This is a genomic window from Ochrobactrum sp. SSR (assembly GCF_030067775.1).
Lineage (GTDB): Bacteria > Pseudomonadota > Alphaproteobacteria > Rhizobiales > Rhizobiaceae > Brucella > Brucella teleogrylli.
The window spans coordinates 1,570,964-1,583,742 of record NZ_CP125969.1; the positions used below are offsets into that span (position 1 = coordinate 1,570,964).

Below are 12,779 nucleotides of genomic sequence, written 5' to 3' on the forward strand. Positions count from 1 at the left end.
TATCGAATGCGACCGCACAAGATTCCGGAGGGAACATGCCAGTCTCGACGCCGAAGGGCAACACGCCAGAACGCACACCCACAGCCAGTGAGAAAGAAGCGCTCGACTTTCACGCGCAGGGCCGCCCCGGCAAGCTGGAAATCAACCCTACAAAACCGATGACCACCCAGCGCGACCTGTCGCTGGCCTATTCGCCGGGCGTGGCCGTGCCGGTCAAGGCCATCGCGGAAGACGCCGCGCGCGCCTATGACTATACGGCCAAGGGCAATCTCGTCGCCGTCATTTCCAACGGCACCGCCATTCTCGGCCTCGGCAATCTCGGCGCACTGGCGTCGAAGCCGGTCATGGAAGGCAAGGCCGTTCTGTTCAAGCGCTTTGCCGATGTCGATTCCATCGATCTTGAAATCGATACGACCGATATCGACGCCTTCATCAACGCTGTGCGTTATCTTGGGCCCTCCTTCGGGGGCATCAATCTGGAAGACATCAAGGCGCCAGACTGCTTCATCATCGAGCAGCGCCTGCGCGAGCTGATGGACATTCCGGTTTTCCACGACGACCAGCATGGCACCGCGATCATCGCTGCCGCCGGTCTGATCAATTCGCTGCATCTGACCGGACGCGACATGAAGACGACCAAGCTCGTCTGCAATGGCGCAGGTTCCGCGGGCATCGCCTGTATCGAGCTGATCAAGGCCATGGGCTTTGCGCCGGAAAACATCATCCTATGCGACACCAAGGGCGTCGTCTATCAGGGCCGTGAAGAAGGCATGAACCAGTGGAAATCGGCGCATGCGGTCAAGACCGATCGCCGTTCGCTGACCGATGCGCTGAAAGATGCGGATGTGTTCTTCGGCCTCTCGGCCAAGGGTGCCCTGACCGAAGAGATGGTGCGCGCCATGGCGCCCAATCCGATCATCTTCGCGATGGCCAACCCCGACCCGGAAATCACCCCGGAAGAAGTCGCCCGCATTCGCGATGACGCCATCGTCGCCACCGGTCGTTCGGACTATCCGAACCAGGTCAACAATGTGCTTGGCTTCCCTTACATCTTCCGCGGTGCGCTCGACGTGCGCGCCACGACGATCAACGACGCGATGAAGATCGCCGCCGTCAATGCTCTGGCGGAGCTTGCCCGCGAAGATGTGCCGGACGATGTGGTCGCCGCCTATCAGGGCAGCCGCCCGCGCTTCGGCCCGAGCTATATCATTCCGGTGCCGTTCGATCCGCGTCTGCTCGCTTCCGTTTCGGCAGCCGTCGCCAAGGCCGCGATTGAAACCGGCGTTGCCGGTCACATCATCACCGACCTTGAAGGCTACAAGAGCGAATTGTCGGCGCGACGCGACCCGATCGCCTCGACGCTGCGCGGGATTTACGAGCGTGTGCGTCGCCAGCCAAAGCGCATCGTCTTTGCCGAAGGTGAAGAAGAGCAGGTCATGCGCGCCGCCGTTTCCTATGTGAATCAGGGGCTAGGCACGGCCATTCTCGTCGGTCGCGACGAGCGCATCAAGGACACTGCCAAAGCCGCAGGCATGGACCTCGACCGCCCCGGCATCGAGATCATCAATGCGCGCCTTTCCAGCCGCAATTCGGCCTATGCCGACTATCTCTATGAGAAATTGCAGCGCAAGGGCTATCTGGCGCGCGATTGCCACCGCCTCATCAACAATGACCGCAATCATTTCGCGGCCTGCATGGTGGCGCTGGGCGATGCCGATGGCATGGTGACGGGCGTGACCCGCAACTACGCGGTCGGCCTGGAAGATGTGCGCCGCGTGGTCGATTCCAAGCCCGGCCATCGCGTGGTTGGTGTTTCCATCGCGCTCTGCCGCGGTCGCACCGTGTTCATCGCCGATACGGCCGTGCATGAAAAGCCGACCGCCGACGAGCTTGCCGATATTGCGGTGGAAGCCGCAGGCATGGCGCGTCGCATGGGCTATGTGCCGCGCGTTGCGCTCACCGCGTTCTCGACCTTCGGCCATATGGGCGGCGAAAGCTCGGCCCGCATTCAGGAAGCGGTGCGCATTCTTCACACGCGCCATGTCGATTTCGAATTCGACGGCGAAATGAGCGCTGATGTGGCGCTGAACCCCAAGCTGATGGAACAATATCCGTTCATCCGCCTGTCGGGTCCCGCCAATGTCATCGTAACGCCAGACAATCATTCGGCGTCGATTGCCGCCAATATGTTGCAGGAACTGGGCGGCGCGACCATTATTGGCCCGCTTTTGGTCGGTCTCGACAAGCCGGCGCAGATCGTCAGCATCGGCGCGAAGGATTCCGATATCGTCAATATGGCGGCTATCGCGGCCTATAACGCGACCAATTGAACATTAGAAAATACAAACAGAAAGGCCGGGGAAACCCGGCCTTTCCTTTTGCATATTCATCCATTGTAAAAGCCGCTATAGGATAGTCTTGTCACCGCAATTCCTTTCCCGAAAAGCCGGACCTGCAAGCCGCATGAGCGCACACGACCTGAAGCTGGAAGAGATCGTCAATCCCGAAACGCTCCGTCGCAAGCTCAATGAGCTGGCGGATTCGACCGACGAAAGCTATACGAGCCTTCCGGTGCGAAAGGTGGTTCTGCACGCGTTGAAAGATGCGCTGGTGCGCGGCCGCGCCAATGCGGAAGGGCTGCTAATGAAGGATGGCGGCGGCACACTGTGCGCCCGACGCCTGTCCTACCTCATGGACACGCTGATTGAGGCGCTGTTCGAATTTGCAACCACCAAGGTCTATCCGATGGTCAATCCGTCCAAGGCGGAAAACATGGCCATCGTCGCAGTCGGCGGTTATGGGCGCAACGGGCTGGCGCCGGGTTCCGACATCGACCTTCTGTTCCTGCTGCCCTACAAGCAGACGCCGTGGGGCGAGCAGGTCGTCGAATATATGCTTTACATGCTCTGGGACATGGGGCTGAAAGTCGGCAACTCGACACGCAATATCGATGAGTGCATCCGGCTGTCGCGCGAAGACATGACGATCCGCACCGCCATTCTCGATGCGCGTTTTCTCACCGGCAACAAGGATCTGTTCACCGCGCTCGTCTCCCGCTTCGATGAGGAAATCGTCAAGGATACCGGGCCCGAATTCATCCAGGCCAAGCTTGCCGAGCGCGACGAACGCCACCGCAAGGCGGGCGAGACGCGCTATCTGGTGGAGCCCAATGTCAAGGAAGGCAAAGGCGGCCAGCGCGATCTGCATACGCTGTTCTGGATCGCCAAATATTTCTATCGCGTCAAAACCAAGGAAGAGCTGGTCAAGCTCGGCGTGCTGTCACGTGCCGAATTGCGCATCTTCAACAAGGCGGAAGATTTTCTCTGGGCTGTGCGCTGCCACATGCATTTCGCCACGCTGAAAGCGGAAGAGCGCCTTTCCTTCGACATTCAGCCGGAAATCGCCCAGCGCCTTGGCTATACCGCGCATCCCGGACAGAACCATGTCGAGCGCTTCATGAAGCATTATTTCCTCGTGGCCAAGGATGTCGGCGACCTGACCCGCATCATCTGCGCCGCGCTGGAAGAGGAACAGGCCAAGCATGTGCCGGGCTTCAACCGCATTTTCCTCACCTTTTCGCGCCGCAAGCGCAAGCTTTCGACCGATGGCTATTTCGTCTCCGAAAACCATCGCATCAACACCGCGCGCCCCGACGTGTTTTCGGAAGATCCGGTCAATATCATCCGCATCTTCCAGCTGGCCGACAAGCATGGGCTGGAGTTTCACCCGGAAGCGATGCAGCAACTGACTCGCTCGCTGAAGCTTATCAATGCCGATCTGCGCGAGAACCCCGAAGCCAACAAGCTTTTCCTCGACGTTCTGACATCGCCGCGCAATCCCGAACTGATCCTGCGCCGCATGAACGAATCCGGCGTGCTGGGCAAGTTCATCCCGGATTTCGGCAAGATCGTCGCCATGATGCAGTTCAACATGTATCACCACTATACGGTGGACGAACATCTCTTACGCTGCATTGCCGTGCTGTCGGAAATCGAGCATGGCGAACTGGAAAACGAGCATCCGCTTTCCAACCATCTGATCACCACGATCAAGCGCGACCGCAATCTGCTCTATGTGGCACTTCTCCTGCACGATATCGCCAAGGGTCGCCCGGAAGATCATTCGATTGCCGGTGCCCGCATTGCCCGCAAGCTTTGCCCGCGCTTCGGCCTCTCCCCTTCCGAGACGGAGACGGTGGAATGGCTGGTGCGCGAACATCTGACCATGAGCATGGTGGCCCAGTCGCGCGATCTCAACGACCGCAAGACCATCATCGACTTTGGCGACACGGTGCAGACCATGGAACGGCTGAAGCTGCTCCTGATCCTGACCGTCTGCGATATCAAGGCCGTCGGCCCCGGTGTCTGGAACGGCTGGAAGGGCCAGCTTCTGCGCACGCTTTTCTATGAAACCGAACTGGTGCTGACCGGCGGTTTCTCCGAGCTTTCACGCGCCGACCGCGACCGGCAGGCCCGTGAAGCGCTGGCCGAAAAGCTTTCCGACTGGCCAACGCCTGAGCGCGACGCCTATCTTGGCCTGCATTACATCAATTATTTCCTGACCGTCAGCCTAGACGATCAGGTGCGCCACGCCCATTTCATCCGCGAAGCCGACCGGGCGGGCCGCGCGCTTGCCACCATGGCCAAGCCACAGAGCTTCGAAGCCGTGACGGAAATCACCGTTCTTGCGCCCGACCATCCGCGCCTCTTGTCGATCATCACCGGCGCCTGCGCTGCCGCAGGCGGCAATATTGTCGATGCGCAGATTTTCACCACCGGCGACGGACGCGCGCTCGATACGATCCTGATCAGCCGCGAATTCGATCTGGATGAGGATGAACGCCGCCGCGCCGAGCGCGTGGGCAAGGTTATCGAAGACGTGCTTTCCGGAAAGGCGCATCTGCCCGACGTGCTGGCCAAGCGCACCAAGCCGAAGAAGAACGCCAAGGCCTTCACCGTGGAACCGCGTGTTGAGATCAACAACACGCTGTCGAACAAGTTCACCGTCATCGAAGTGGAAGGTCTGGACCGTCCCGGCCTTTTGTCGGAACTGACTGGCCTTATTTCCGACCTTTCGCTGGATATCGCTTCGGCGCATATCACGACCTTCGGCGAAAAGGTCATCGACAGTTTTTATGTAACGGACCTCGTGGGTCACAAGATTTCAAACGCCACCCGCCAGGGCAATATCCGGCGCAAGGTTCTTGCGTTGCTCAGCGGCGAAAACGGCAGCAAGGCCAATGGCCGCTCGTCGCAGGCAGCATAAGTTAGGTTTCTCAAAAGCATGAGTCTGGTCAAAAAGTTCGCCACGGTGGCATCCGGCACGCTGATGAGCCGCATATTCGGCTTCACCCGCGAGATGTTCATGGCGGCAGCGCTCGGCACCGGCCCGGTGGCCGATGCTTTCAACGCAGCATTCCGCTTTCCGAACACGTTCCGCAGGCTTTTCGCCGAAGGCGCATTCAACTCGGCCTTCGTGCCGCTTTTCGCCAAGGAAATCGAAAAGAACGGCATGGACGGCGCCCGCCGCTTCTCCGAAGAAGTGTTCGGCGTGTTGTTCACGGTGTTGCTGTTCATCACCATCGTGATGGAACTTTCGATGCCCTTCATCGTGCGCACCGTCATTGCGCCGGGCTTCATGGACGATCCGGTGAAGTTCGACAACACGGTGCGGCTCGCCACCATCATGTTCCCCTATCTCGCCTGCATGTCGCTGGCGGCGATGATGGGCGGCATGCTCAACTCGCTGCACCGCTATTTCGCGGCAGCGATAGCGCCTGTCTTCCTCAACATCATCCTGATCGGCGTTCTGGCCTTTGCCTGGTGGCGCGGTCATGATCCATTGACTGTCGGCTACGGCCTGTCCTGGGGCGTCATGGCGGCAGGTCTGGTGCAGCTCGCCATCGTCTGGCTCGCGGTGCGCAATGCGGGCATCAAGATTGGCTTTCGCCGTCCGCGCCTGACTGCCAACGTCAAGCGGCTGCTGGTGTTGGCGCTGCCCGCCGCAATCACCGGGGGCATCACGCAGATCAACCTGCTCATCAACACCAACATCGCTTCCGGCATGGAAGGAGCTGTTTCCTCACTGGTCTATGCCGACCGCATCTATCAGCTGCCGCTGGGCGTCGTGGGCATTGCGGTTGCCACCGTGTTGTTGCCGGAACTGTCGCGCGCCTTGCGTGGTGGCCACATGAAGGAAGCCTCGAACCTGCAAAACCGCTCGGTCGAGTTCACGCTGTTTCTTACGCTTCCCGCAGCAGCAGCGCTTCTCGTCATGTCGGAACCCATCGTGCGGCTGTTGTTCGAGCGCGGTAAATTCAGCCCCGATTCCACAATCGTCGTCTCCAACATTCTGGCGATCTACGGTCTTGGTCTGCCCGCCTTCGTGCTGATCAAGGCGTTTATTCCGGGCTTCTTCGCCCGCGAGGATACGCGTACGCCGATGATCTTCGCGGCCATTTCCGTCGCGGTGAATGTTTCGCTTGCCATCACGCTGTTCCCGCGTCTCGGCCCGACCGGCATCGCCACAGCAGAAATCGTGGCTGGCTGGGTCAATGCCGTTCTGCTGTTTGCAACGCTCGTGAAACGCGGCCATTGGGGACAGGATATTCCGCTTCTCACCCGCATTCCGCGCCTGTTGATCGCGGCGGGCGTCATGGCGTTTGGCATTCATTATGCCATCGGCCATTTCGCCTATGAGCTTTCTTCCGCTGCGCCCTTTGTCGTTCGAGCCGGAACAGTCTGCGCCATGGTGATTGCCGCGATGATTGTCTATTTCGGCCTCGCCTTCGGTCTCGGCGGTGCAAATACCGGCATGATCCGCCGCAATGTCAAACGCGGCGCGGTCAAGAAAGAGCCCGAGAGTGACGCATAATTGTCCTTGAAACGCCTCTGCGTCTCTGCGAAAACACGCCACATCATCAAAGCCCCCTGCTCTCCACCGGCAGGGGTTCATTTTTAGGATAGAACCATGAGCACGTTCAAACCGCTTGTCTTCTCCGGCGTCCAACCGACCGGAAATCTCCACCTCGGCAATTATCTGGGGGCGATCAAGCGGTGGGTCGAGGTCCAGAAGACCCAAGAATGCATTTATTGCGTCGTGGACATGCACGCGCTGACCGTGTCGCCCGACCCGGCTGAACTGCTGCAATCCACCCGCGAAGTGACGGCGGCGTTTCTGGCTTCCGGCATTGATCCGCAGAAGAGCATCGTCTTTAACCAGAGCCGTGTCATGCAGCATGCGGAACTGGCCTGGGTGTTCAACTGCATTGCGCGCATCGGCTGGATGAGCCGTATGACGCAGTTCAAGGACAAGGCCGGCAAGGACCGCGAAAATGCTTCGCTGGGCCTCTTTGCCTATCCGAGCCTGATGGCTGCCGACATTCTGCTCTATCGCGCCACCGCCGTGCCCGTTGGCGAAGACCAGAAGCAGCATCTGGAGCTGACGCGCGATATCGCGCAAAAATTCAACAATGACTATTCCGACCGTATTGCATCGCTTGGCATCGGCGTGGATATGCAGGTGGGCGACGAGAAGGTTTCGGGCTTCTTCCCGCTGACCGAACCGATGATTTCGGGTCCGGCTATGCGCATCATGTCGCTGCGCGACGGCACCAAGAAAATGTCGAAATCCGATCCGTCGGACCTGTCGCGCATCAATCTGATCGACGACGAAGAAACGATCACCAAGAAGATCCGCAAGGCCAAGACCGATTCCGATGGCCTGCCATCGGAACTGGATGGTCTGTCCGGTCGTCCGGAAGCGGACAATCTGGTCGGAATCTATGCGGCTCTCGCCTCGCAGTCGAAGGAAGATATCCTTGGCGAATTTGGCGGGCGCCAGTTCTCGGAATTCAAGGCGGCACTGGCCGAACTGGCCGTGACGAAGCTTTCGCCGATCACCCATGAAATGCGCCGTCTGGTGGCCGATCCGGCCCATATCGACAGCGTTTTGCGGGACGGCGGCGAGCGCGCAGGTGTGATCGCCGAGAAGACCATGCGCGATGTGCGCGACATTATCGGCTGGTTGCAGAACTGATTTTCAACAGCGTCACCAAGGGCGACTGGTTTTTTGCGGTCGCCCTTGTTTTTGTGAAATTGCCTGCTGTTCAGGGCCATAGCAAAGAATGCTGGCTTGCAGGCGGCCAATCCTGATGGCAAATTGCGGCCATGGTATCCAAACGACTAAGCCGGGAATCCGGTCACCGACGCAAATTTCTCGCCGTCATCGATGAAACGCCCGAATGCGGGCGCGCTGTCGCCTATGCCGCACGCCGTGCCAAAAACACGAGCGGCTCGCTCATTCTGCTTTTCGTTATTGATGACTCCGATTTCCAGCAAATTTTGGGCGTCGGCGAAATCATGCGTGCCGAAGCGCAGGATCGAGCGCGATCCGCGCTGGAAAAATTCGCCGCCGTCGTACGTGAAGATCAGGGCATCGAACCCGAACTTAGCATCCGTGAAGGCCAGACAGCGGAAGAGCTGCTCAGCCTGATCGAGGAAGACCAGGACATTGCCATTCTGGTTCTCGCTGCCGGTTCCGGCAAGGAAGGCCCCGGCCCTCTCGTGCAATCGCTGGCTGGCCGCGCCCAGTTTCCCATCCCCGTCACCGTTGTTCCCGCAGGGTTGACCGATGACGACATTGATGCGGTGACCTGACGCAACAGTTGCATTCTTCGTGATGCCGGGCTGCAAAGAGCAATTTTGAGTTTTGCGTTCGCATAATCTGATCCGAAAAGTCTGCAACTTTTCGGGATTATGCGAGGCTTCCGGTGCTCACGTACCTTTAAGTACGTTCCGCTCCGGTACTCGAAAATCACTCTTTTCGCCACGGCCTGACGAATTTGCAACTGTTGTGCAATCACCCTATATTGATAGCAACTGAAACGCGCCTGAGAGCGACAGCCCTTGTTTCCGCGCGGTTTCGCTATTATTAGAACAGTTCCAAAATTGAAAGCGGAGAACTGGCATGTTCATCCAGACTGAAACCACGCCCAATCCGGCGACCCTGAAGTTTCTGCCCGGGAAGGTGGTCATGCCGGAAGGCACCGCCGATTTCCGCGATGCTTCATCCGCCGGCAACACGTCGCCGCTGGCAGCCAAGCTGTTCGCCGTTCCGGGCGTTACCGGCGTTTTCTTCGGCTATGACTTCATTACCGTCACCAAGGACGATGGCGAATGGCAGCACCTGAAGCCTGCGATCCTCGGCACGATCATGGAACATTTCATGTCGGGCGCCTCGGCCATGGCTGGCAACGCCAATGCAGACGCCGCAGCCGCCCATGGCGATGAAGAATTCTTCGATGAGGCCGATACCGAAATCGTCGAAACCATCAAGGAACTGATCGAAACCCGCGTTCGCCCTGCCGTGGCGCAGGATGGCGGCGACATCACTTTCCGTGGCTTCGAAAACGGCACCGTGTTTCTCAACATGAAGGGCGCCTGCTCGGGCTGCCCGTCTTCGACCGCGACGCTGAAGCACGGCATCCAGAACCTGCTTCGTCACTTCGTGCCGGAAGTGCAGCAGGTCGAACAGATCTGATCGGTCTCACAAACTGAAATCTGAAAAACGCCGGATCGCCAGACCGGCGTTTTTTTTATAAAAGCGCCGCGCTCAACGCCGTCCCGGCGTATATCGTATATTAAGTATAAGCGATATCATGGTACTTATCGTGTACCAAACTATGGCGATTGCAGCGCCCCGTAAAAAGTATAGATTCACTCATGTTTCAAGAAAGAGGACATGATGTTTCATATACCGATCGGCAGTTCAGACTTGGAAGAACTAAAGGAGGCATATGGATACTTTATGCACTCCGTTTCAGATGTCATTCTGCAATATGCAGATATATTTCCCGCACTGCTCTGAAAATAGACTTTAAACTATTTGAAAATAAGTTCGGCGATACACGATCACCACTTTAATGTCGTGTATCGCCGATATTGTATTATTTACTGCTTCACGATGACCTTTGCACCCTGTTCGGCACGATCATAGAGATCGATGATATCCTGATTCATCAGGCGGATGCAGCCCGACGACATGGCTTTGCCGATGGTCCACCATTCCGGCGTCCCGTGCAGGCGATAGCCGGTATCACCACCCTTGTTGAACAGATAGAGCGCACGCGCGCCGAGCGGATTTTTGAGGCCCGGGTCCATGCCATTGCGGAACTTCGCCAGTTCCGGCTGACGCTTGATCATTGCCGATGGCGGCGTCCAGGTCGGCCATTCGCGCTTCATGGCAACGCGGGCTGTGCCCGACCAGCCAAAGCCTTCACGCCCGACGCCGATGCCATAGCGCATCGCCTTGCCATCCGGCATGATGTAATAGAGGAACTTCGCTTGCGTATCGACGATGATGGTGCCGGGGGCTTCATCGGTCTGATACTTCACGATCTGGCGACGATATTGCGCCGGTATCTTTTCGCTCGGAATGGCGGGAAGCACATAGCCAGCATCGGTGACCGACGAGTAAGAGGCTGTGTAGAACGTTCCGCCGACAGTAGAGCAGCCAGCAAGTCCGCCTGCAAGAAAAAGTGCCGCCGTCAGTTTAAGGACGCGAGAATTCATGCATTCCCCCAAGATAGAATCAATGTGCCGTCAAAAGGAGCGAATCGCCCATTCATGCTTGAAGATGCGGCAGTATTGTTAACTGTACGTTAACCGTAAATTGAAAAATTCTTTATTAGGCCATTTTTCTGCCTTTTTTCGCCTTGTTTGACGGACCAATACTCAAAAATCGCCACAAAGAATCGCGCGTTTTCGGTTGTTTCGCTTTGAAACCGCACGCAAAATGCCGCCATGCCCATCGTGATTCCCAACCAGACCCATCCGCTGTCCGACGGACGGCAATCAGACAACGCCATGCTTGTGCGCCGTGGTGTGCAGCGCCTGTTTCTGGATATGGGGCTTGCGACCTTGCCGGAGCTGCCGCTTGCATCCGGCCGCCGCGCCGATCTGATTGCGGTCAGCCGCAAGGGCGAAATCTGGATTGTCGAGATTAAGTCGTCGATTGAGGACTGGAAGGCGGATCGCAAATGGCCGGACTATCGCGCCTATTGCGACCGGCTGTTTTTCGCCACCCATCCGGCGGTGCCGCGTGAGATATTCCCGGAGGAATGCGGCTTCATTCTCTCTGACGGTTATGGCGCGGAAATCCTGCGCGATGCGCCTGAACACAAGCTGGCAGGTGCTACCCGCAAGGCGCTGATGCTGCGCTTTGCCCGGGCGGGCGCGGCGCGCCTCACCTATGCCGAGCTTTCCGGACTGGAAATGCCGGGCGGCGATTTTTAAACAAAAAGCGAGGAAACCGATGTGGTTTCCCCGCTTTTCAATGCTTTAGCAGAGGCGCTTACTGGCGCGAACGGCTGCGGCTGATCGCGATGATGGCGACCAGAGAAATCAGCACCGTCACCAGCAGATAGACCGCGACCGCATGCCAGCTGCCTTCATATTTGGCGAGCAGCCAGGTGGCGATCAGCGGCGCAGTACCGCCAGCCAGCGCAGCACCCAGCTGGTAGCCGAGCGTGATGCCGGTATAGCGCACCTTGGTCGCAAAGATTTCCGACGACAGTGTGCCCAGAACAGCGGTGATCGGCGACCAGAGAACGCCGAAGCTGATAACCGTTGCCAGCGTCAGGCCCCAGACGGTCTTGGTGTCGAGCAGCATGAAGTAGGGAACGATGAACAGGCCGAGCAGGATGCAGCCGACGACATAGACCGTCTTGCGGCCAACATAATCGGACACGAGACCCATGGTCGGGATCAGGATCGAAGCGACCAGCGCGCCGATCATCACGGCGTTCAGCGCCCCGCTCTTTTCGAAGCCGAGTGTGCTCACCGCATAGCTCACCACGAAGGTAGAGAAGATGTAGAACGGTGCTGTTTCCACGACCTTCAGGCCAGCGGCGATCAGCACTTCGCGCCAATGGTTCTGAAGGGTTTCAACGAGCGGCATCTTGGCGACATTGCCGCTTTCCTTCGCCTGCTTGAATTCCGGCGTCTCGTCGAGACCGTTACGGATCCAAAGGCCGAGGAAAACCAGACCCGCGCTCAGCACGAAGGGAACGCGCCAGCCCCAGGCCATGAAGGATTCATCCGGCAGGGTGACCATCAGGCTGACCGAAAGCGTCGCCAGCAACATGCCGATGGTTACGCCGACCTGCGGAACGCTACCGAAGAAGCCCTTGCGATTGGCAGGTGCATATTCATAGGCCAGCAGCAGAGCACCGCCCCATTCGCCGCCAATGCCGAGCCCCTGCACCATGCGCAGCAGGATCAGCAAAATGGGTGCCCAGACGCCAATATGCTCATAGGTCGGCAGCAGACCGATGAGAACGGTTGCGCCGCCCATCAGCGACAGCGTGATGACCAGCGTCTTCTTGCGGCCGATACGGTCGCCGATATGCGCGAAAATCACGCCACCCAGCGGACGGATGAAGAAGGTCAGCGAAAACGACAGATAAGACAGCATCAATCCGACAACGGGGTCGAAGTTGGGGAAGAACAGCTTGTTGAAAACAAGCGCGGCGGCTGTGCCGTAGAGAAAGTAGTCGAACCATTCGATGGAGCTGCCAGTCAAGCTGGCGATAAGCGCTCGCCGGCGGGCGGTCGCGCTCGAAGGTGCATCAGTATGAGCAGTCATGTGTTGCCTTGAATGTTAGATAGCGCATTCGAGCACAAGAGAACCGGGCTGCGGTGGAACAGGGCGCAGCATTCTCCTCCGAATGGCCCTAGAGCGGCGCATGACCGCTCTAACTATTTGTTTTTGGAGCACAT

9 protein-coding genes are annotated in these 12,779 nt (G+C 58.3%); 7 read left to right on the top strand and 2 right to left on the bottom strand.

The features are described from left to right. Nucleotides 1–35: 35 nt before the first annotated feature. The 6 genes from QLQ11_RS07495 to QLQ11_RS07520 all read left to right on the top strand — a co-directional run bounded on the left by QLQ11_RS07495 (nt 36) and on the right by QLQ11_RS07520 (nt 9,540). Nucleotides 36–2,330 (top strand): NADP-dependent malic enzyme, encoded by a 2,295-nt coding sequence (locus tag QLQ11_RS07495; protein WP_109368175.1) that lies wholly within the window; start codon nt 36–38, stop codon nt 2,328–2,330. Between the two features lie 133 nt (nt 2,331–2,463). Next, nucleotides 2,464–5,265 carry a [protein-PII] uridylyltransferase gene (locus QLQ11_RS07500; protein WP_109368174.1) on the top strand — a complete coding sequence of 934 codons (2,802 nt, stop codon included), beginning with the start codon at nt 2,464–2,466 and terminating at the stop codon, nt 5,263–5,265. Nucleotides 5,266–5,283: 18 nt separating this feature from the next. After that, entirely contained in the window at nt 5,284–6,873 is a 1,590-nt protein-coding gene (murJ, locus tag QLQ11_RS07505) for a murein biosynthesis integral membrane protein MurJ (RefSeq protein ID WP_109368173.1), read from the top strand. Between the two features lie 96 nt (nt 6,874–6,969). After that, entirely contained in the window at nt 6,970–8,037 is a 1,068-nt protein-coding gene (gene trpS, locus QLQ11_RS07510; RefSeq protein ID WP_109368172.1) for a tryptophan--tRNA ligase, read from the top strand. 131 nt (nt 8,038–8,168) lie between these two features. Beyond that, entirely contained in the window at nt 8,169–8,657 is a 489-nt protein-coding gene (locus tag QLQ11_RS07515; protein ID WP_109368171.1) for a universal stress protein, read from the top strand. 310 nt (nt 8,658–8,967) lie between these two features. Beyond that, nucleotides 8,968–9,540, top strand: a complete 573-nt coding sequence (locus tag QLQ11_RS07520) for a NifU family protein (RefSeq protein WP_109368170.1) — start codon at nt 8,968–8,970, stop codon at nt 9,538–9,540. Between the two features lie 410 nt (nt 9,541–9,950). Here QLQ11_RS07520 and QLQ11_RS07525 read toward each other — a convergent pair whose 3' ends face one another. Next, the gene (locus QLQ11_RS07525; RefSeq protein WP_109368169.1) at nt 9,951–10,571 is read right to left on the bottom strand and encodes a L,D-transpeptidase; all 621 of its coding nucleotides are present in this window, start codon (nt 10,569–10,571) and stop codon (nt 9,951–9,953) included. Nucleotides 10,572–10,802: 231 nt separating this feature from the next. On the opposite strand from QLQ11_RS07525, the gene QLQ11_RS07530 reads away from it, so the two are divergent. After that, nucleotides 10,803–11,294: an MmcB family DNA repair protein gene (locus QLQ11_RS07530; protein ID WP_109368168.1), complete on the top strand. Its 492-nt coding sequence runs from the start codon at nt 10,803–10,805 to the stop codon at nt 11,292–11,294. A gap of 58 nt (nt 11,295–11,352) precedes the next feature. Here the strand turns inward: QLQ11_RS07530 and QLQ11_RS07535 are convergent, their stop codons facing one another. Next, nucleotides 11,353–12,645, bottom strand: a complete 1,293-nt coding sequence (locus QLQ11_RS07535) for an MFS transporter (protein ID WP_124915162.1) — start codon at nt 12,643–12,645, stop codon at nt 11,353–11,355. Nucleotides 12,646–12,779 lie beyond the last annotated feature (134 nt).